A 20,917-nucleotide genomic window follows, 5' to 3' on the forward strand; every position below is an offset into this window, starting at 1 on the left:
TTATTCCACTTTGTCCAAAATAATGCTGTGGTCATCGAAGAACATCAGCAAGTGATATTCATGACCTACAGGTTTGATTTTGATAACCTTTTTCCATTGCGATTGTTCTGGCTGACTAAACTTGGCCATCACACCTATGTATCTGACATCACCATCAACCTTCATGGGGTCTACAAATTTGAACTGCCCAGGCAGCAAGGTGAAATCACTGTGGTCCACATAGTTGGAACCCAGGGCCTTTTCGAAATCGGCTATTAAAGAGTCAAAATCCGCAGCCAGAAACTTAGAGTCGTCCTCCAGTTCAAAGACCACCATCTCAATCGGCGTCGGTTCGCCTTCCGCGTTGGGATTCACTGTCGTTTGCGCATACATGCTGAATGTAAGCAGCGTTTCACGGTCGGTCATTTCCCCAACGGGAATCGAAGGATCCCAAATGACCTGGGCGGTTTTTTTGGTAGCGTTCCAGGCTGAACTGCAACCACCCAGCAGAAACAACATCAGTGCAGCGACCGACCAACGGGCCAGACTCTCCATCACACAGCCCTCTGCAGTTCCCTGATTTTTTTGTCGTAAGCCTGTTCAAATACTTCCCAGAAAAGTTTGGAGAAGCCCTGTTGGCGTGATGAGGTCAATTCACGGTAATAATGCTGGTACATGGTCCAAGACCAACTTTCCGGTTGCTGTCTGCCAATATCACTGGCCTTGCGATATTGGGAAAAGCGGCGCTGAAGCACGTCAGGCGAAAAGGACGCCAGGATATTTTCCAGTGCTTCACCGATAGCAAAATTTACCGCTTGATTATGGTTGGCAAGGGTTTGCAGGCTTTCACTGATGGCCGCAGCCGGAGACAAATGCACTTCACTGCGACACTCATCATCAAAGAGGGTACGCACGGTTTCCTCATACCCCAGCCCGAGCCGTAATGGATTGTCTTCAATCGGTTGCAGATTCTTATTAATCAGATCATATCGCCCATTACCTGCGTCCAGATGCAGTGAAAGCAAGCCTTTGATAGCGGCTTGCAGCGCGGCCCCCATTTCCATCGACAGTGCTTGCTGCTCGTCAACATTGCCGGTTTTCCCAAGTGATACGCCCAAGCCCTTCATCATCGGAACAGCGGCGAGATGTTGCCCACCCTGTTCTTCCCAATCGGCAAACATTTGGTCCAATTCATTTGGCATAGTTACCTGATCACTGTGTTCCATGTGTACTTCCATTCCTTGATGCTTATGGCCCGACAAAGTGATTGCCGAGCGTGGGTCAAAATTGGTATCTGCCTGGCCACCCTGCATTTTACCGACCGCCAACAGGGCTTCCGGCACCAAACCGTGGTTTTCCACCACTGAGTGACTAGGGGTATCGCCAAGCAACGTTGTCTCGTCGAGTACGCCGAGTTCTGCGTCGAGTGCAAGCAAGGGGTCGTCAATGGCAGGATCGGTCAGTGTAGCCTCATCTTCAGCCCCCTTTTCTTCAGGCACACACAGCAGAGCGTCATCGGGGACGCCAAGCCAACCTGACAGCTCCCGTCTGGCGTTGTCTGCACCATGCTGAGCATCCAAAATGGAAGCCCGCACCAGATAAGGCCCAATGGCCAATGAGTCGTTGTCGTTCAGACGTGCCTTCTTGCCGATACCCAAGGTCTGAGTGGCGCCATTGACACAAAGCGAGCCACAGAGATCTTCGACGCAAAAAGCACCATCTATCATCTGGATACGACAAAAAATGCCCGGAATATCGCCGGCTCTGTCTCTCAGAACCCAGCGATTGCTACTGGCGGCCCCAATGCTGCCGCCTTCGGCATCCATTTGGATTTGCGGTAACAACCCTGACTCCAGTGCCTGAGAGTTCACTACATTCAGTGCAATGATTTGCTCCACCGTTCCACTCCTATTCTCTAATTTGGATCAAGACCCGCTTCTGGCCGCTGTTGGGCTGTCCCAGAAAAGATGACCAACCCAGCTGACTGGCGGTGTTACCATCAAGCGTGAGCATCGGGTCTTCGTCGTCCCTGAGAGTTAATTCGAGGTCAAATGCCATTTGTTCGCGCAGCACCATCTCTATCAGTCGGCACAGAGACGTAAACTCTCGTCCGGATGGTAATAAATCTCTGAAACGTTCCTGGGTTAACTCATTAATACATAGGACAAATTTCCCACTCACATCCGGCGTCTTCTGCCCAAGGAGGCTGGTTCTACCAAGCTGGACGTTGGCTCGTCCCAAGGTACTGCGTTGATCATCGGGGATCGGCACCCAGCGAAACTGCCATTCACGGACACTGACGTCGGTTAAATCAAAGCAATGTGCCACGATGCCACTTAACACCTGAGGTGAGCGGCTACGTCCGGCCAACATGCCGGCATAAGCCAACATCTTGCTCCAGTTGATGCTGTCGTCCTGACGCAGTGCATCACTGGACAAGCCCACCAGTGCAAACACCTGGCTGGAAAATGAATCTTTGGCATCATGTTGGAACTGAACGTAATACCTGTACTTACGCCAGCTTCGATACAACAGAGAGGTCAGCCTATTGCTGAAGAAATCCAGAAAGCGTGCACGTGTTCCCTCCTCATCCTCAATCAACATATCCAACATGTAGTTGGGCAAAGGAGACTGGGCACCACCGAGGCCCATAAAGCAGGTTTCCAGCTGCAAACGACCATTCTCATGGGTTAACGAAGAAATATCTGCCGCAGCAAAGCCAAGACTTGGGTTGGCACGAAAGCTGAGCTTGGCATCCCGCTCCCAATCTTCATTCTCTGGATCGTGGCCATGTAGCCGATGCAACAGTTCAACCAACTGGAAAAAGTTGTATTGTCTGTACCGCTCTGGAAAAGCCACCCTGGATATATCGGTCATATCAATGGCTGCTGTCCCAGTTCGAGATCCCATGTATAACTTTCCTTGTTGTGCACATTGATGACCTGCAACTCATGAAACGAGTTGATACTGGCGTAAAGCGCGAAGAAGCGATTCAATACAGCGCCGAACAAATACAAGTCACCTTCAGAAGCAAAACACTGTTGATCCAGCCTGAGGATGGTTTTAAGCCCCCTGACTGGCAGCCCGCGGATGATCCGCTCTGATGGTCTGGACTCAATAGCCACAATGCCGTCCATTCGCATTCGGGTGACGCGTTCAGCCTGTCTGTCTACCAAGGCTCTGAAATCGTAACTTCGGATAATGCTGCAAATGGCATCCCGGGAAAGCAGAGACAGGTAGTTCAAAGACAGGTTGGAGATAAGCGTCCACAATAAGCTGCCATCCAGCACAGGCCTTACCGGTGCACTGGGTTCAGTAATGTTTTCAAAACTGGTAAAGCTTGGGGAATTGTCGGTCGCCACACAGATATCGCCCTTACCCAAACGCATTGGCAGCTGCCGATTGGAACAGGTCAACTTAAGCGAAATACATTCATTTACCCCGACACAGGCCGTTTCATCTGCACGGACGAACGACAAGAAATGATCCAGACCTTCATGACGCAAACTGGTTTTCACCCGGGTCCGATAGTAGAGCGCGGTCCTATGTCTGCTACGCTCAACTTCATGCTGGAAACTCTCAAAAGAATGATAAAGGCGTGTTTGTCCCCGATGTCTGCCATCACCTTGCTCAAGCCAACCTTCCACCCTATCGATACTGAAGATTTCAAAATGCGCTGGGTGCCGACTGGACGGCATAACGGGGTATTCCACTTTCCGACCAGTTAAATCAATGGGATCAGCATCGTGGTCGAATAAGTTGATCGCCGGTACACAATAAAGCTGAAATGTATCGTCATTGATGCGTACATCGGCGGGCAAGGTCTTGGTAAAATGGAATCGCAGGGAAAAATCCCCTTCGAAAAACTCCGGCACTATCTTGGAAAGTGAGCTCACCCTGAAAAAGCGAAAAGCATCGGGAAACGTCAGGTATTCCTGAATAACCCGATAACCGTCATATACGTTTTTGGGGTAAGGCAATACGCTGTCGCTGGGTTCAAATCCCATGGCACGGCAAAATGACCTAGGTACAGAAACACTGTGCTCACCGCAGCGAAACTCGATGGAGTCAAGGTAATGGTTCAGCCACAAATACAACATCTGCGCACTGTACGTCTGTCCCCCCAGATAAAACTCCATGCTGTCGAGCAAAATTTGTTGTAACGACTGTCCGGATTCGACCTTGAATTCCAGCGTGATACTGGATGCTTCTCTGGAATGGACGGCATGGATGTCAACCAGGTTTATTGGGTAAACATCCAGTGGCCGACAGGTGCGAAAATGGCAAACCTGACCATCCACAGGATGACTGTCAAGTAGTGTTGCGCCAGCAATGGTTTGCCGTTGAGTGATGCCGCTGCCAAGCGGAGTGAAGCGTACTATGGTGTAGCTTGGCACTGGCCGCAGATAATTGGGCCAGAGCATATTGATCATCGAATGGGTAAATTCAGGGAAGTCATCGTCGATTTTCTCCCTCAGTCGACCGGTCAGAAAGGCAAACCCCTCCAACAACCGCTCGATATCCGGATCGGTATGATTTCCATGAAGATAACGAGCCAGTTCTGGATGAAGCTGAGAAAATTCCTTCCCCTGCTCCCGTAGAAATGCGAGCTCATCCCTGAAGTATTTATCCTGCGACAATTGCTAAACCACTCTATATCTGCGATTGGCATCCAACAGCAAATCGATTTTCAGCAAGTCTTCCCGATTTGACACCCTCACCCTTCCCTGCAACATAAACTTGAGCAAAACCGGGGTGGAATCATCATAGAGAACTGTGACTTGCAGTTCCGATAGCCTGGGCTCGTACCGACAAATACACTGGTAGATCCATTGCTGCATCCTGCAACAGAGATCCATACTGCCGGCACTGGCATCATTGAAATCGAACAGCCCCATTTCGGGGCAACTCTGACTCTCCCCCACTCTGGTATTGAGCACCCTGGAGATATTGCGCTTTATCGACTCCAAGGTGTCTCCTACATCCAATACTCGCTCTCGGGGGGAACGTAAGTCGGTTCCCAAACGTTCAAAGAAACCGACGCTGAATGTATTGGACTCGTCAAAGGCCAAGGAGGGTTACTCCTGATCCAAACGACCTACCAGGGAGAGCTCAAAATTGGCTCCCATGTACTTAAAGTGGGGACGAACTGCCATGGAAACCTGATACCAACCCGGATCGCCCTGCACATCCTTCACTTCAATACGTGCAGCACGAAGTGGACGGCGGCTACGAACATCTGCCGGAGGGTTCTCCTGATCGGCTACGTACTGCCTAATCCAGTTGTTCAGTTCACGTTCCAAATCCTGACGTTCTTTCCATGCACCAATCTGTTCGCGCTGCAGCACTTTGATGTAGTGAGCAAGGCGGTTGATGATCATCATGTAAGGGATTTGAGTACCCAACTTGTAGTTGGTCTCCGCTTCCTTACCTTCTTTAGTGTTAGGGAACACCTTGGGCTTCTGAATTGAATTTGCAGAGAAAAACGCCGCATTGTCGCTTCCCTTACGCATTGTCAGTGAGATAAAGCCTTCATCAGCAAGTTCGAACTCTTTACGATCTGTGATCAGAACTTCTGTAGGGATTTTGCTTTCCAACGCGCCCATTGATTCAAAAACATGTACCGGCAAGTCATCAACGGAACCACCACTTTGCGGCCCAATAATATTTGGGCACCAGCGGTAACGGGCAAAGCTCTCAGTGAGACGGGTAGCAAGAGCGAAAGCTGTGTTACCCCAAAGATAATGCTCGTGACTGGCCGATACATCTTCACGGTAATTGAAACTACGGACGGGATTATCGACCGGATCGTAAGGCACTCGCAGCAGGAACCGAGGCGCAGTCAAACCAATGTAACGCGCATCTTCTGACTCACGCAGCCCGCGCCACTTGGTGTACTTAGGGCTCTCAAATGCAGCCTTTAAATCCTTGATATTAGGTAATTCCTCAAAGGACTCGACACCAAAAAACTCGTGGGAAACGGACGACAGGAACGGCGCGTGAGCCATTGCTCCCACAGAACCAACATACTGAAGCAGCTTCATATCCTGGCTTGATGGGGAAAAGGCATAGTTACCTACGATTGCTGCAACCGGCTCACCGCCAAACTGGCCATAGCCAGCGGAGTATACGTGCTTGTAAAGACCGGACTGAGCCGTTTCAGGCGAAAACTCAAAATCATCCAACAGCTCGTCTTTTGTGACGTGCAGCATTTCAATTTTGATATTTTCACGAAAATCTGTGCGGTCAATCAGCAACTTCAGACTGCGCCAGGCGGACTCCATCTGCTGGAATTTTTCGTTGTGTAAAATCGCATCCATTTGGCTGCTGATTTTACGGTCAAGTTCGACGAGCATCTTGTCAACCAAGGCTTTATTGACAGGCTCTTCGCTGTTGTCAGTACGCAGCAGGTTTGCGACAAACGCGGCAACGCCCTTACGGGCTATGTCATAACCTTCGTCTACAGGTGTGATCTTGGACTGCTCCATGATTTGATCGAGCAGGTTCACATTGGCAGACGGTGCCAATGCTTCTGATTGAGATTGAACATCCATGAAAAATTTCCTTGGTGAAACAGTAATCTGTCGACCCATGCCGACTACAAAGGGCGAAATCGGTCTCAGTTTTCCAGTGATTGCAGCTCACTTAAGAGCGCCTCACGGGATTCTTCTGACGCAATCAGATCCTGAAGCTTTGCACGAAATGCAGGGATGTTACCCAATGGCCCTTTGAGAGCGACCAGGGCTTCACGCAGCTCAATTAACTTTTGCAATTCAGGTACCTGAGCAGCAACAGCGTCCGGAGTGAAGTCACGCATTGATTCAAACTTGAGATCAATCGAAAGCTCAGCACCGTCAGCGGCATCTTCACTAAGCTTATTGTCGACATTGGCTGAGATAGAAAGTTGTGCTTCTTTCATGACAGATTCAAAGTTCGATTTATCTACCTGAATTGCCTTTCTATCTTCCAGCACCGCCTCATCGGGATGGCCTTTATAGTCACCCAACACTAATAATTTAAGGGGCAGTTCGAGTTCTTGCTGTTGATCGCCAGTGGCGGGAACATACTTGATGTTGATGCGCTCTTTAGGCGCAACAGAACCATTTTTTGACATGGTATTGGTAACCTCCATTTTACAACTTTAAGATGCCATTCCTTTCAACGCGAATTAAATAACAATTAAAAAGCATGGGTCAAGACGATTTAGTTTTCACATCTAAAATAATTCTAAAGTTCGATATTTATGATAATGAATTTAAATAATCGATTGCTATAAAAAATAAATTAAAATCAGATCATTTATTTATATATCAACAATTTAGCCAACACCCACACAAAGGAATCTCACGAACTATATGTGTTATCAGTATAACCATACGGAATAAGCCGCTGAATATTCATCATGACAAAGATCGCCTTTGATTAATATAAAGGTATTTAAATAAAAATAAGCACATCACTAGGTATTACACCCATAAAGGCATAACTTCAGAAATAACACACCCAACATTACTATTTTAAAAAATCCACAAGAAACATTATTTAAACAATTATAAAACATAGAGGGTGGGTTTTAAGAACATAAATCGATGAAACGTATCGCCCGACAGAAAACTAAAAGACATTAACTAAAACTTAAATTTGAGTAATTAACCATGTTATTTCAATAGCCTCCATATTTATTGGGATCATAATGAACGACACTAACTATTCGCTGGGTATTATCCCAATACAGACTGCCACTCGCGAGATAACACAAGCGGCTGCCCCTGCCATAAGCAACCTATACCAATTGACTCAGAAACATCAGGATTCTTGACTAAGTGCCAACGCCACATGCTGCTCACCAAGAGATGAACTAAATTCACGCCCGGTCTTATAGCTCACGCCATTGCTGGCCAAAGGCAATACCCTGCCCCGCGGCGTAAAGTAACGGCGCAGACAGAAGCGCGGCCAAACTGCGGCCAAACGCGCAGCAAAAAGCCCGGCGTTGCCGGGCTTTTGTGTATTAACAATGTGCAAACCTTAACTTCACATCGCCTTATCCACTCTGACCATGCCCTGAAGATACACAACTCTGACTTCGTCACCTGCCTGCAGCGGCATGCCGGAGTCTTCATCCTGCAAAATCATGATTTGGGTATCGTCTTCCTGCCTTATCATCAACTCAATCAAATGCAGTTGGCGGTAATAATCACCACCAGCGCGATTAGCCAGGGCGCCGCCCACGAGGGCACCCAGCACAGTCGCCACATCCTGGCCACTGCCACCACCGAATTGATGGCCTATTACGCCGCCCAGCAAGGCACCGCCGAAGGTGCGCCAGCCACTGTGTCTGTCTTCTACCAACTCTTGTTGTGTCACTCGCCGAACTGAGACAAGTTCACCATAAAGTACTTTTTCGACCGGCATCGCCTGATTGCGCTCATAGGCAGCGCTCAGATTGGCTGAAAAACACGCAGTCAACAGCATCAGGCAACAGAGGGCAGGTTTCCACATATTCCAATTTCCGCTACTTTATAAAGATGGACTTCTTGATAGTACGCCTTTGTGAACGGCCTGTCTTTTATTGATGATGAGCACATGCGGTTTCCCTCACCGGAACTCGCGTTAAGCGATCCCAATGGTCTGCTTGCCATTGGCGGTTCATTGCACCCCAAGCGTCTGTTGGCGGCGTATTACGATGGCATTTTCCCTTGGTTTAACGCGGAAGACCCGATTTTATGGTGGTCACCGGATCCCCGCGCCATCTTTGTCCCCGGCGAGCTGAATGTCAGTCGCAGCCTGAAAAAGAGCCTGCGCAGGCAGCCCTGGCGCATCACGCTGAACCAGGCCTTTGCCGATGTGATGGCCGGCTGTGCCCAGCCCCGCAGTAAACAAAAAGACACCTGGATCACCCAGGAAATCCAATTGGCTTATCTGGAGATGCACAGTCAGGGTCATGCGCACTCGCTGGAGGTCTGGCTTGGTGAGCGTTTGGTGGGCGGTCTTTACGGCTTGGCGATTGGTCAGGTTTTTTGCGGTGAGTCCATGTTCCACCGTGAAACAGACGCCTCCAAAATCGCTATGTTGGCACTGCACCGGCATTTGCAGCGCAATGGCTTTAAACTGCTCGATGCCCAGGTGATGAACCCGCATCTGGCCAGCCTCGGAGCCAAAGAGGTGAGTCGCAGCGCCTTTTTAAGCCTGCTTAAACGCTACCGTGACGAAAAGGTTGCCGATGGCTGCTGGTGTACGAGGGAGGTGCTGATTGGAGAGTAGTACCCATGTAAGTGTTGGCATAAGCCAACTGTTTCCTTGCAGCTATCTTGACGATCAGCAGGAACAACTGCTGATTATTCAGGAACATTTTTTAGACAGCTTATTGTTTGAACGACTCCTGCAACTGGGTTTTCGTCGAAGCGGCGATGCCATTTATAAGCCACGCTGCCCAAGTTGCAATGCCTGTATGGCGCTCAGGGTCCCGGTCAATACTTTTGTGCCCTCCAAGCGGCAGAAGCGGACTCTGGCGAAGAATCGCGATTTAACAGTGCACTGGGCTGAGCAAAGCAGCCAGGAACACTATCAGCTGTATGAAAAATACATCAATTTACGCCATTTTGATGGACCCATGTATCCACCGAGTCGCGGCCAATACGATCACTTCGTGTTGTGCGATTGGGCACCGCCGGCTTTTCTGGAACTCAGACTTGATGGCCGCCTTATTGCCGTGGCTGTCACCGATGTGCTGCCCACCAGCCTGTCGGCAATCTACAGCTTTTTCGACCCGGATTTTGACGACCGCTCCCTTGGCAGCCAGCTGATCCTTACTCAATTGACGCAAGCGAAATCCCTCGGCAAGTCATTTGTTTATCTTGGCTATCAAATTGATGAAAATCGGAAAATGCGTTACAAGCGACTCTACCGGCCCTATCAAATCCTCACCGCCGACGGTTGGGAGTTTGATGATGAGGTTCCAGCCTGAAAGACCGAAATTCCATCACCCAGATCCCGGTGTTCCCCTTTACACTCAGGGCAATTTGCGGCATGATACGCCCGTTTTTCATATTTGAAGGCTAATGGGACACTTATTTAATGGCGAAAGAAGACAACATTGAGATGCAGGGCACCATCCTGGAAACTCTGCCTAACACAATGTTTCGCGTAGAGCTCGAGAATGGTCACGTGGTTATCGCCCACATCTCCGGCAAAATGCGCAAAAACTACATCCGTATCCTGACCGGCGACAAGGTTACCGTTCAGTTGACCCCTTATGATCTGACCAAGGGTCGTATCGTCTTCCGCGCCCGTTGACATAAGCTTTCAAATGAGAAAAACCCGGCAATGCCGGGTTTTTTGTTTGGTCTATCAAACCAGGCTGCTGCGCAAGTGATGTTGATGCACATACAAGCTGTGGTTAAAGCTACTTAATGCGCCAAATAAAAGCCCCATTCACTGATGGGGCTTAGGCCTTAGCACTTGTCGCTTAGGTCAAAGCACTCGTGGCTGGAACACTTGACTGAGATCAGGTCATGACTGAGATCAGGTCACCTTTTCCAGCTTCTCTGCACTTATCACTATCTCGCCATCCTGCGCATCCACATGGGCAAAGCCGCCCTGCTCCAGTTCGCCAAAGAGGATTTCATCGGCCAGCGGCCGTTTAATCAGATCTTTGACCACTCGCGCCATTGGCCGTGCGCCCATGGCCTTGTCATAGCCCTTCTCGGCCAGCAAGGTTCTGGCTTCATCACTCACCACCAAGGTTACCCGCTTGGCATCAAGCTGGGCCTGCAACTCGGTGAGGAACTTGTCCACCACCTTGGCAATGATGGTCAGATCCAGATGGTTGAACCAGATGATGGAATCGAGCCGGTTACGGAATTCAGGTGAGAACACCCGATTAATTTCCGACATGGCATCGTGACTGTGATCCTGCTGCTTAAAGCCAATGGATTTACGTACCGTTTCCTGTACCCCTGCGTTGGTAGTCATCACCAGGGTGACGTGGCGGAAATCTGCCTTACGACCATTGTTATCGGTCAAGGTACCGTGGTCCATTACCTGCAGCAGCAGGTTGTACACGTCCGGGTGTGCCTTTTCGATTTCATCGAGCAGCACCACACTGTGGGGATGCTTGATAACCGCGTCGGTGAGCAAACCACCCTGATCGTAACCAACATAGCCTGGCGGCGCACCAATCAAGCGCGACACAGTATGCGCCTCCATGTACTCGGACATATCGAAACGGATGAGTTTCAGCCCCAGGCACTTGGCAAGTTGGTTGGTCACCTCGGTTTTACCCACACCGGTTGGTCCGGCAAACAGGAAGCTGCCCACGGGCTTGTTCTCTGCGCCAAGGCCACTGCGAGAGAGGCGAATAGCAGCGCTCAGGCCTTCAATGGCCTTGTCCTGACCGAATACCACCATTTTAAGGTTGCGCTCAAGGTTCTTGAGCATTTCTTTGTCTGAGGTAGACACCGACTTCTCAGGAATACGGGCAATCTTGGCAATGATGGCCTCGATATCGGGCTGACCTATGGTTTTGCGGCGCTTACTGGCAGGCAACATCGCCATGCGGGCACCGGCCTCATCAATAACATCAATGGCCTTGTCGGGCAGATGTCGGTCATTAATGTGCTTGGCGCTAAGCTCTGCAGCACTGGCGAGCGCAGCCTGGGTGTATCGCACCCCGTGATACTCTTCGTACTTGCTCTTAAGGCCCATCAAAATCTTGGTGGTTTCGGCCACCGATGGCTCGTTGATATCCACCTTCTGGAAACGGCGGGCAAGTGCCCTGTCCTTCTCAAAAATGCTCTGGTATTCCTGGAAGGTGGTAGAGCCCATACAACGTAGCGTTCCGCTTGAAAGCAGCGGTTTAAGCAGGTTGGAAGCATCCATCACTCCACCGGAGGCGGCGCCGGCACCTATGATGGTATGAATTTCGTCGATAAAGAGAATAGCGTGCTTGTCAGCGGTAAGTTCCTTTAGCAGGCTCTTAAAGCGCTTCTCGAAATCGCCGCGGTACTTGGTGCCCGCCAGCAGCGCGCCCAAATCCAGTGAATACACAGTGGCATCGCGCATTACGTCAGGCACTTCGTCATTCACAATCCGGTATGCCAGACCTTCAGCAATGGCGGTTTTGCCCACACCGGCCTCACCCACCAGCAGTGGGTTGTTTTTACGGCGACGGCAGAGGATTTGGATTGAGCGTTCAATCTCATTATCGCGGCCGATAAGTGGGTCAATAATCCCCTGGGCGGCCATCAAATTGAGGTTAGAGGCAAACTGCGACAGCATGCTGCGCTGCTCTTCGGCCTGCTCGGATTGATCTTCAATGCGCTCCTGCTCAGTTTCCTGAGGCGCATCTTCACTCTTGGAAAATCCGTGGGAAATATAGTTCACCACATCGAGGCGGGTAATATCGCTTCGACGCAGCAAGTACACGGCCTGAGATTCCTGCTCACTGAAAATGGCCACCAACACATTGGCGCCGGTCACTTCGTTACGACCGGAGGACTGCACATGGAACACCGCCCGTTGCAACACCCGCTGAAACCCAAGCGTTGGCTGAGTTTCACGGTCGTCATTGGGGTCGGTGATCACCGGCGTGGTTTGGGAAATAAAAGTCGCGACATCTTCCCTGAGTCTGTCAATATCTGCACCACAGGCGACCAGGGCATCCTGAGCCGACGGGTTATCAATGAGCGCGAGCAGCAAATGCTCCACGGTCATATATTCGTGGCGGGCATCCCTTGCCTGCTGAAACGCCAGATTCAACGTCACTTCAAGATCTTTGTTCAGCATAAACACCCCCTAAAACTGCTGCTAAAGCGCATACAACGAACTGACAAAAGGCTTTAGGCTTTCTCCAGAGAACACAGTAACGGATGTTGGTTTTGCCTGGCAAACTGATTCACCTGCGCCACCTTGGTTTCGGCAATGCCGAACGGAAACACACCGCATACCGCTTTCCCTTGATGATGGATCTGCAACATTATCTCTGTTGCCTGATACTCATTCATCTTAAAGAACAGCTGAAGTACTTCTACCACAAAATCCATGGGTGTGTAATCGTCATTATTCAGGATTACCTTATACATGGATGGTGGCATCAGTTCGGTGTCGGCCCGCTCGACGACACGTTCAACATTTCCTGCTTTTGCCATATAGCAATATTAGCCTCTCAAATACGGGGCACCAACTGGCCTGACCAATTGATACCACCAGATTAAGCAGATGTTGCCTCTTTGTTAATTTTAGCTTGACATCCGCTTTTACTGCTTTCATTCTGTTCAACGAACGGAGTTAGGAACCCGTTTATTTGGTTTTACTATCTTACTGGGAAGTAGACAACAGAAGGAAGTGGAAGTATGGCAAGCGGAACTGTTAAATGGTTCAACAACGCCAAAGGATTCGGGTTTATCTGCCCTGATGAAGGTGGTGAGGATGTATTTGCCCACTATTCAACTATCGAAATGGAAGGCTATCGAACTCTAAAAGCAGGCCAACCAGTCCAGTTCGAAGTTGAGCAAGGTCCAAAGGGGATGCACGCTTCAGCTATAACGCCTGCTCGATAACTTATCGGGTGGCCAGGTTAAAAAGGCAGGGACACGTCCCTGCCTTTTTGTTTGGCTTTTTGTGACTCACCGCCAGATTGCGGGCCACTGGCACTCTTTACTCCCCGCCTTGATTCATTCCGCTTATCGCATTACTCTGGGGTTGCCCGCAGCTTTCTCCAAAAGTCAGCCCATAGCACCAGTCATACAATCAGCCCATAAAAAAAGAGAGCCGAAGCTCTCTTTTTCATTTAGCAATCAACCCGGTAATCAGTGGCTCATCAGGCCGTTCAGGGTCGCGCTTGGGCGCATTACTGCGCTTGCCTTGGCAAAATCTGGGCGATAGTAACCACCGAGATCCACGCTGTGGCCCTGTACGCCAATCAGCTCAGCCAGAATGGTTTCTTCGTTGGCAGCAAGCTTATCAGCCAGCTGACCGAAGTGTGCGGCAAGCTCGGCATCGGCAGTTTGGGTGGCCAGAGCCTGGGCCCAGTACATGGCCAGATAGAAGTGGCTGCCACGGTTGTCGATTTGACCGACGCGGCGGGCTGGTGACTTGTTCTCATCCAGGAACTTACCGATAGCGGTATCCAGGGTATCAGCCAACACTTGCGCCTTGGCAACACCGGCAGTTTGTGCCAGATGCTCGAAAGACGCAGCCAGGGCCAGGAACTCACCCAGAGAATCCCAACGCAGATAGTTTTCACTTTGAACCTGTTCAACGTGCTTGGGCGCGCTGCCACCGGCACCGGTTTCAAACAGGCCGCCGCCGTTCATCAGCGGCACGATTGACAGCATCTTGGCGCTGGTGCCCAGCTCAAGGATGGGGAACAGGTCAGTCAGGTAGTCACGCAAAACGTTACCGGTTACAGAGATGGTGTCTTTGCCATCTTTCATGCGCGCCAGTGAGAACTGGGTTGCTTCAACCGGAGACAGAATGTGCAGCTCAAGGCCAGCAGTGTCGTGCTGCGGCAGGTAAGCTTCAACTTTCTTGATAAGCTCAGCGTCGTGGGCACGGTTCTTGTCCAGCCAAAATACCGCTGGGGTTTCAGACAGACGGGCACGCTTCACGGCCAGTTTCACCCAATCCTGGATTGGGGCATCTTTCACCTGACACATACGGAATATGTCACCGGCTTCCACGTTATGGCTCATCAGCACAGCACCGGCGGCATTCACCACAGTCACCACGCCATCTTCAGCGATTTCAAAGGTCTTGTCGTGGCTGCCGTACTCTTCGGCTTTTTGTGCCATCAGGCCCACGTTAGGGATGGTACCCATGGTGCGTGGGTCGAAGGCGCCATGCGCTTTACAGAAGTTGATGGTGGCATCGTACACGCCGGCGTAGCAGCGATCCGGAATGATAAACTTGGTGTCTTTAAGCTGACCGTCCGGGCCCCACATCTGGCCTGAAGAGCGGATAGCGGCAGGCATGGAGGCATCGATGATGATGTCGCTTGGCACGTGCAGGTTGGTGATGCCCTTGTCAGAGTTCACCATGGCCATGGCAGGACGCTCGGCATACACAGCCTGAATATCGGCTTCGATGGCGGCGCGCTCGGCTTCCGGCAGCGCCTGGATTTTGGCTACCACGTCACCAAAACCGTTGTTTACATCCACACCCAGACGCTCAAAGGTCTCGGCATGCTTGGCAAACAGCGGCTTGAAGAAAGCTTTCACGGCGTGGCCGAACATGATGGGGTCAGACACCTTCATCATGGTGGCTTTGAGGTGCAGCGACAGCAGCACATCTTCGGACTTGGCGGCGTCGATTTCGCGCTCGAAGAAGGCAACCAGGGCGTTTTTGCTCATCACGGCTGAGTCGATGATTTCACCGGCTTGCAGCTTAAGGCCTGATTTCAGAACGGTTTCAACACCGGCTTTGCTGGTGTGCACTATGCTGACGCTATCAGCATCGGCCAGAGTCACAGACTGCTCAGAGCCGTAGAAGTCACCGGCTTCCATGTGAGACACATGAGACTTGGAGTCGCTGGCCCACTTACCCATAGAATGTGGGTTCTTGCGGGCATAGTTTTTCACCGACAGCGGCGCGCGGCGGTCGGAGTTACCTTCACGCAGCACAGGGTTTACCGCACTGCCTTTAATCTTGTCGTAACGGGCCTGGATAGACTTCTCTTCATCAGTCTTTGACTCTTCAGGGTAGTTCGGGATGTCGTAACCCTGAGCCTGCAGCTCTTTAATACAGGCTTTCAGCTGAGGAATAGAGGCAGAAATGTTTGGCAACTTGATGATGTTGGCTTCTGGCTTGGTGGCCAGCTCGCCCAGTTCAGCCAGGTGATCGCCAATGCGCTGGGCATCGGTCAGCTTCTCAGGGAAAGCAGCAATAACGCGACCGGACAGAGAGATATCGCGGGTTTCGATCTTCACGCCGGCAGGCTCGGCAAATGTCTGAAGGATAGGCAGCAGGGACAGGGTAGCGAGTGCTGGCGCCTCATCGGTTTCAGTGTAAATAATCGTTGGGGAATTATCTTTCATTTTGCTTCCTACGTGATTGTATAATTTAAAGATTTATAGTTTTTATTCGATATGCACGGCAAGCAGCATAAACCGCTGATTTCACCGCACGGTAACCTGTCGTCCTGGGGTTACCGGAAAGCTGGGCTGCCGATATGGGCATGGATCACATTTTGATGGCCGACATCATAGAGCATTCGGCCCAATATTCAAATTCCACTTAGGGCGAACAGGGGTTACCCTATAGCCAGGTAACTGTACAGTTAGAGCTACAAAGGAAATCCACACGCCGTGTCGTCCCCTTCTCGCGCCAATAAACCCTCGGCCAAGCGCCCTTCCAGCAGCTCATCGAAGCGGCAAGCACAGGGTCAGAAAAAAGGTTTTGCAACCACCAGCCAGCAGGCAACCGCCAAACACCGCAAATCATCCAATGGCAAAGGGCCCGGCACTGGCAAACGGCTGTCAGAGAAAACCGCAAAAAGGGCAAACGCCAAGGCTGTCACCCAGGTCGTGCTGTTCAACAAGCCCTTCGATGTGTTGTGCCAGTTCACCGACGAAGCCGGCAGGCAAACCCTCAAGGACTTTATTCCCTTGCCCGGCGTCTACGCCGCAGGCAGGCTCGACAGAGACAGCGAAGGCCTGTTGCTGCTCACCAACGATGGCCAGCTGCAATCCCGGCTTACCGAGCCGAAAAAGCAAACCTATAAAACCTATTGGGTGCAGGTCGAAGGCATTCCCGATGAGTCGGCGCTGGATAAACTGCGCGAGGGTGTTGAACTAAAAGACGGCCCTACTCTGCCAGCCAGAGTGCGCCGTATCGATGCGCCTCCAATATGGCCGCGCAATCCGCCGGTGCGGGAGCGAAAGAGCATTCCCGACTGCTGGCTCGAAATTCAGATTTGTGAAGGTCGCAACCGCCAGGTTCGGCGCATGACGGCCCACATTGGCTATCCCACATTAAGGCTGGTGCGCGCCGCCATCGGTGAGATAAGCCTTGGACAACTTGGCAGCGGCGAGTACCGGGAGCTTAGCCGGGATGAAATAAGCCGTCTCGGCGCCGGTCTTGGTCTCAAACGCGAATTTTACCCGTAAGGAAGTCCGATGGAGCGCTACAAACCCAATGTCACCGTGGCCTGCATAGTCCACTGCCAGGGCAAGTTTCTGATGGTGGAAGAAATCATCGACGGCAGATCTGTGTTCAACCAACCGGCAGGTCACCTTGAAGCGGCGGAGTCGCTGATTGATGCCTGCAAGCGCGAATTGTGGGAAGAAACCGGTATCAACGCCGAGCCCAGCCGCCTCGTTGGCATTTATCAGTTCAGCGCCAGTGCCGAGCTTGCGTTTTTGCGCTTCACCTTTGTCTGTGAACTCGATGACATAGTGCAAAGCGCGCCACAGGATGCGGCTATCCATGCCCTGCACTGGTTTACTCAGGCCGAAATCAACGACGCTCTGCGCCACCTTCGAAGCCCGTTGGTCAGCCGCTGCATCGACGACTACCTGGCTGGCAAAGGTGCAGAACTCAGCATCCTCGACAGCGAACTTCTTTCCATAGCCGCTAGTGGCAATCCGTGATAGAATACGCCCCCGAAAAAACGCCGCAGTTTCAATGCCGAACAGATAAACAACAGGCGCTGAGCCAAGCATTGCTTAGCCATTGTTTTATCTGAGTTTTGCCTGCAATTTGCTTGCGCTTATAAGCAGCACAGGGCAAACACCGCGGTGACTGGTTACTCGAAAGGATCATTTTCAACGTATGACGTCAACAACAGCTTCTCCCGCTGAAATCGCTGCCAACAGCAGCAAAAAAGTCATTGTCGGCATGTCCGGCGGTGTGGACTCTTCTGTCTCTGCTTACCTTTTGAAACAACAGGGGTATCAGGTTGAAGGCCTGTTCATGAAAAACTGGGAAGAAGACGACACCGACGAATACTGCGCCGCCGCTGAGGATCTGAAAGATGCTCAGGCCGTGTGCGACAAGCTCGGCATCAAGCTGCACACAGTGAACTTTGCCGCCGAGTATTGGGATAACGTGTTTGAGTACTTCCTCGCCGAATACAAGGCTGGCCGTACGCCCAATCCCGACATCATGTGCAATAAGGAAATCAAATTCAAAGCCTTCCTTGAGTTTGCCGATGACATCCTCGATGCTGACTACATCGCCATGGGCCACTATGTGCGCCGCCGCGACACCGATGGCAAAACCGAAATGCTGCGCGGCATCGATGGCAATAAAGATCAGAGCTACTTCCTGTACACCTTAAGCCATGAGCAGGTTGCCCGCAGCCTGTTCCCGGTTGGCGAGTTGGAAAAGCCGGAAGTGCGCCGCATCGCCGAAGAGCAAGGTCTTATCACCCACGATAAGAAAGATTCCACCGGCATCTGCTTTATTGGTGAGCGCAAGTTCAAAGACTTCCTCGCCACCTACCTGCCCGCCCAGCCAGGCAACATTGAGACTCCAGAAGGCGACATCATTGGCCGCCATGAAGGCCTGATGTACCACACCCTCGGCCAGCGCAAAGGCCTGGGTATCGGCGGCATGAAAAATTCAAACGACGACCCCTGGTATGTGGTCGACAAAGACATGGCCCGCAATGTATTGGTGGTGGCCCAGGGCCACGAGCACCCAAGGCTTATGTCCAAAGGCATGCGCGTTAACCAGCTGCACTGGGTTGACCGTAAGGGCCCGGCTGATGGCGCGCTTATCAGCGTGAAAACCCGCTATCGCCAGCAGGACATTCCCTGCACCGTGAAGATTATTGACGAGCAGACCATTGAAGTGCTGTTCGATGAGCCGGTGGCCGCAGTGACCCCGGGGCAGTCGGCGGTGTTTTATGACGGTGAAGTCTGCCTTGGTGGCGGCATCATCGACAGCCTGATTAAGGACTGAGCCATGAGCCAAATGCAAGCCCGCACCATGGCCTTTGCCGGTATCTTGCAGGCGCTCGCCCAGGTGCAATACATCGCCCGCCATGGTGACAGCGACACAGACGCCATGGCCGCCAGCTTAAATACCATTCTGGTAACCAATCCCGAGCAGCCCGAAGATGTGTACGCCGACAAAGTGCAGCTTCAGGTAGGTTACAAATGGATTTTGAATCAGCTTGGCGACGGCGAAAGCAAAGACGTCGAGATGACCCGCTATCTGGTGGGACTCCTGGCGCTTGAGCGCAAACTTTCCCGCAGCAATGCCTCCCTTGGCATGCTGTCTGAGCGCATCAACCAAATTCATCGCCAGCTCAACCATTTTGCCATCACCGATGAGCAAGTGGTTGCCAATCTGGCCAGTATTTACAGCGATATCATCAGTAACCTTGGCCCCAAGTTGCAGATCACCGGCAACCCCAACGTCCTGCAGCGGCCGCTGGTACAGCAGAAAATCCGTGCCCTGCTGCTGGCCGCCATGCGCAGCGCCGTACTGTGGCGCCAGCTGGGCGGCAAGCGTCGTCATCTGGTGTTTGCCCGCAAGGCCATCGTCGATACTGCCAAGAAAAATCTTACCCTATAGACAAATAAAGCCATTCCATTAAGGAGCTTAACAATGGATCTTTCCGCACTGACAGCTATCTCTCCGGTCGACGGCCGCTATGGCAGCAAAGCCGCCGAACTGCGTGGGATCTTCAGCGAGTTTGGTCTCACCAAGTACCGTGTTCAGGTTGAAATCAACTGGCTCAAGCTGTTGTCCAGCTGCCCAGAAATCGAAGAAGTGCCTCCTTTCAGCGAAGAGGCTCTGGCACTGCTCGATGGCATCAAAGATAACTTCAGCGTGACCGACGCCGAGCGCGTAAAGACCATCGAAGCCACCACCAACCACGACGTAAAAGCCGTTGAGTACTTCATCAAAGAAAAAATTGCTGAAAGTGCCGAACTGAGCGCCGTGGGTGAATTCGTTCACTTTGCCTGTACCTCAGAAGACATCAACAACCTGTCACACGGCCTGATGCTCAAAGAAGCCCGTGAGCAGGTATTGGTGCCTTACTGCCAGAAAGTGCTGGATGCCATCAAGGCACTGGCCAAGACCTACAAGAGCGTGCCTATGATGTCACGCACCCACGGTCAGCCAGCCTCTCCTACCACGCTGGGTAAGGAAATGGCTAACGTGGCTGTGCGTCTTGAGCGTCAACTGAACCAGATCAAGGCCGTTGAAATCCTCGGTAAAATCAATGGCGCCGTGGGTAACTACAACGCCCACCTGTCTGCCTATCCAGAAGTGAACTGGCATGCCCTGTCCCAGCGTTTTGTCACCAGCCTGGGCCTGAACTGGAACCCTTACACCACCCAAATCGAGCCGCACGACTACATTGCCGAGCTGTTTGATGCCGTGGCCCGTTTCAACACCATCGTGATTGACTTCGACCGTGACATCTGGGGTTACATTGCCCTGGGTCACTTCAAGCAGAAGACCATCGCCGGTGAAATCGGTTCATCCACCATGCCGCACAAGGTAAACCCAATCGACTTCGAAAACTCCGAAGGCAACCTGGGTATCGCCAATGCACTGATGCAGCACCTGGCCTCTAAACTGCCGGTTTCCCGCTGGCAGCGTGACCTGACCGACTCCACAGTACTGCGCACCCTGGGCGTGGGTATTGCCCACAGCTTGATTGCCTACCAGGCTACCCTCAAAGGCATCAGCAAGCTGGAAGTGAACGAAGCGAGCCTCGCCGCTGAACTCGACAGCAACTGGGAAGTTCTGGCTGAGCCAGTACAGACAGTGATGCGCCGTTACGGCATCGAAAAGCCATACGAGAAGCTCAAAGAGCTGACCCGTGGCAAGCGTATCGATGGTCCTCAGCTGGCTGCCTTTATCGATGGTCTGGAGCTGCCAGCGCCTGTTAAGGCCGAGCTGAAGCTGATGACCCCGGCCAGCTACATTGGCCGCGCCGAAGCCTTCGTGGACGACCTTATCTAATCCACTAATGGAGAGG

The 20,917-nt window shown here is 51.7% G+C and carries 20 protein-coding genes; 9 read left to right on the top strand and 11 right to left on the bottom strand.

What is annotated here, in order from left to right; genetic code table 11:
* The 8 genes from tssJ to STH12_RS08835 form a co-directional block, all read right to left on the bottom strand.
* Window positions 1-534: a type VI secretion system lipoprotein TssJ gene (gene tssJ, locus STH12_RS08800; protein ID WP_174234579.1), complete on the bottom strand. Its 534-nt coding sequence runs from the start codon at window positions 532-534 to the stop codon at window positions 1-3.
* Window positions 534-1,877, bottom strand: coding sequence for a type VI secretion system-associated FHA domain protein TagH (gene tagH / locus STH12_RS08805; RefSeq protein ID WP_126167203.1), 1,344 nt, complete (start codon window positions 1,875-1,877; stop codon window positions 534-536). Before tagH ends, tssJ begins: the two co-directional genes overlap by 1 nt.
* A 10-nt stretch (window positions 1,878-1,887) precedes the next feature.
* The gene (tssG, locus tag STH12_RS08810; RefSeq protein ID WP_218567781.1) at window positions 1,888-2,889 is read right to left on the bottom strand and encodes a type VI secretion system baseplate subunit TssG; all 1,002 of its coding nucleotides are present in this window, start codon (window positions 2,887-2,889) and stop codon (window positions 1,888-1,890) included.
* Window positions 2,853-4,619 carry a type VI secretion system baseplate subunit TssF gene (tssF, locus tag STH12_RS08815; protein WP_126167204.1) on the bottom strand — a complete coding sequence of 589 codons (1,767 nt, stop codon included), beginning with the start codon at window positions 4,617-4,619 and terminating at the stop codon, window positions 2,853-2,855. The genes tssG and tssF overlap by 37 nt, the downstream gene beginning before the upstream one ends.
* Window positions 4,620-4,622: 3 nt before the next feature.
* The gene (gene tssE / locus STH12_RS08820; RefSeq protein ID WP_126167205.1) at window positions 4,623-5,051 is read right to left on the bottom strand and encodes a type VI secretion system baseplate subunit TssE; all 429 of its coding nucleotides are present in this window, start codon (window positions 5,049-5,051) and stop codon (window positions 4,623-4,625) included.
* A 6-nt stretch (window positions 5,052-5,057) separates the two neighbouring features.
* Window positions 5,058-6,533, bottom strand: a complete 1,476-nt coding sequence (gene tssC, locus STH12_RS08825) for a type VI secretion system contractile sheath large subunit (RefSeq protein WP_126167206.1) — start codon at window positions 6,531-6,533, stop codon at window positions 5,058-5,060.
* Window positions 6,534-6,598: 65 nt separating this feature from the next.
* The gene (gene tssB / locus STH12_RS08830; RefSeq protein WP_126167207.1) at window positions 6,599-7,093 is read right to left on the bottom strand and encodes a type VI secretion system contractile sheath small subunit; all 495 of its coding nucleotides are present in this window, start codon (window positions 7,091-7,093) and stop codon (window positions 6,599-6,601) included.
* A 917-nt stretch (window positions 7,094-8,010) separates the two neighbouring features.
* Window positions 8,011-8,478 (bottom strand): outer membrane lipoprotein, encoded by a 468-nt coding sequence (locus STH12_RS08835; RefSeq protein WP_126167208.1) that lies wholly within the window; start codon window positions 8,476-8,478, stop codon window positions 8,011-8,013.
* Window positions 8,479-8,529: 51 nt separating this feature from the next.
* Here STH12_RS08835 and aat point away from each other — a divergent pair, with 51 nt between their 5' ends.
* The 3 genes from aat (at window position 8,530) to infA (ending at window position 10,272) form a co-directional block, all read left to right on the top strand.
* Window positions 8,530-9,240, top strand: a complete 711-nt coding sequence (gene aat / locus STH12_RS08840) for a leucyl/phenylalanyl-tRNA--protein transferase (RefSeq protein WP_126167209.1) — start codon at window positions 8,530-8,532, stop codon at window positions 9,238-9,240.
* Window positions 9,230-9,943: an arginyltransferase gene (locus STH12_RS08845; protein WP_126167210.1), complete on the top strand. Its 714-nt coding sequence runs from the start codon at window positions 9,230-9,232 to the stop codon at window positions 9,941-9,943. Before aat ends, STH12_RS08845 begins: the two co-directional genes overlap by 11 nt.
* 110 nt (window positions 9,944-10,053) lie before the next feature.
* Window positions 10,054-10,272 carry a translation initiation factor IF-1 gene (gene infA, locus STH12_RS08850; protein ID WP_006081934.1) on the top strand — a complete coding sequence of 73 codons (219 nt, stop codon included), beginning with the start codon at window positions 10,054-10,056 and terminating at the stop codon, window positions 10,270-10,272.
* A 228-nt stretch (window positions 10,273-10,500) separates the two neighbouring features.
* Here infA and clpA read toward each other — a convergent pair whose 3' ends face one another.
* The gene (gene clpA / locus STH12_RS08855) at window positions 10,501-12,762 is read right to left on the bottom strand and encodes an ATP-dependent Clp protease ATP-binding subunit ClpA (RefSeq protein WP_126167211.1); all 2,262 of its coding nucleotides are present in this window, start codon (window positions 12,760-12,762) and stop codon (window positions 10,501-10,503) included.
* A 53-nt stretch (window positions 12,763-12,815) separates the two neighbouring features.
* The gene (gene clpS, locus STH12_RS08860; protein WP_126167212.1) at window positions 12,816-13,124 is read right to left on the bottom strand and encodes an ATP-dependent Clp protease adapter ClpS; all 309 of its coding nucleotides are present in this window, start codon (window positions 13,122-13,124) and stop codon (window positions 12,816-12,818) included.
* A gap of 204 nt (window positions 13,125-13,328) precedes the next feature.
* On the opposite strand from clpS, the gene cspD reads away from it, so the two are divergent.
* On the top strand, window positions 13,329-13,535 hold the full coding sequence (gene cspD, locus STH12_RS08865) for a cold shock domain-containing protein CspD (protein ID WP_011760171.1): 207 nt from the start codon (window positions 13,329-13,331) through the stop codon (window positions 13,533-13,535).
* 249 nt (window positions 13,536-13,784) lie between these two features.
* Here cspD and STH12_RS08870 read toward each other — a convergent pair whose 3' ends face one another.
* Window positions 13,785-16,010 (bottom strand): NADP-dependent isocitrate dehydrogenase, encoded by a 2,226-nt coding sequence (locus tag STH12_RS08870; RefSeq protein WP_126167213.1) that lies wholly within the window; start codon window positions 16,008-16,010, stop codon window positions 13,785-13,787.
* A gap of 270 nt (window positions 16,011-16,280) precedes the next feature.
* Here STH12_RS08870 and STH12_RS08875 point away from each other — a divergent pair, with 270 nt between their 5' ends.
* From STH12_RS08875 to purB, 5 genes are all read left to right on the top strand, one after another.
* Complete coding sequence (locus tag STH12_RS08875) at window positions 16,281-17,081, top strand: rRNA large subunit pseudouridine synthase E (protein WP_237158811.1); 801 nt, start codon at window positions 16,281-16,283, stop codon at window positions 17,079-17,081.
* Window positions 17,082-17,090: 9 nt separating this feature from the next.
* Window positions 17,091-17,564, top strand: a complete 474-nt coding sequence (locus STH12_RS08880; protein ID WP_126167214.1) for an NUDIX hydrolase — start codon at window positions 17,091-17,093, stop codon at window positions 17,562-17,564.
* Window positions 17,565-17,745: 181 nt separating this feature from the next.
* On the top strand, window positions 17,746-18,879 hold the full coding sequence (gene mnmA / locus STH12_RS08885) for a tRNA 2-thiouridine(34) synthase MnmA (RefSeq protein ID WP_126167215.1): 1,134 nt from the start codon (window positions 17,746-17,748) through the stop codon (window positions 18,877-18,879).
* Between the two features lie 3 nt (window positions 18,880-18,882).
* The gene (hflD, locus tag STH12_RS08890) at window positions 18,883-19,497 is read left to right on the top strand and encodes a high frequency lysogenization protein HflD (RefSeq protein ID WP_126167216.1); all 615 of its coding nucleotides are present in this window, start codon (window positions 18,883-18,885) and stop codon (window positions 19,495-19,497) included.
* A 33-nt stretch (window positions 19,498-19,530) separates the two neighbouring features.
* Window positions 19,531-20,901 (top strand): adenylosuccinate lyase, encoded by a 1,371-nt coding sequence (gene purB, locus STH12_RS08895; RefSeq protein ID WP_126167217.1) that lies wholly within the window; start codon window positions 19,531-19,533, stop codon window positions 20,899-20,901.
* Window positions 20,902-20,917: the final 16 nt, after the last annotated feature.

Origin of the sequence: Shewanella khirikhana (assembly GCF_003957745.1) — a bacterium.
GTDB classification, from domain to species: domain Bacteria; phylum Pseudomonadota; class Gammaproteobacteria; order Enterobacterales; family Shewanellaceae; genus Shewanella; species Shewanella khirikhana.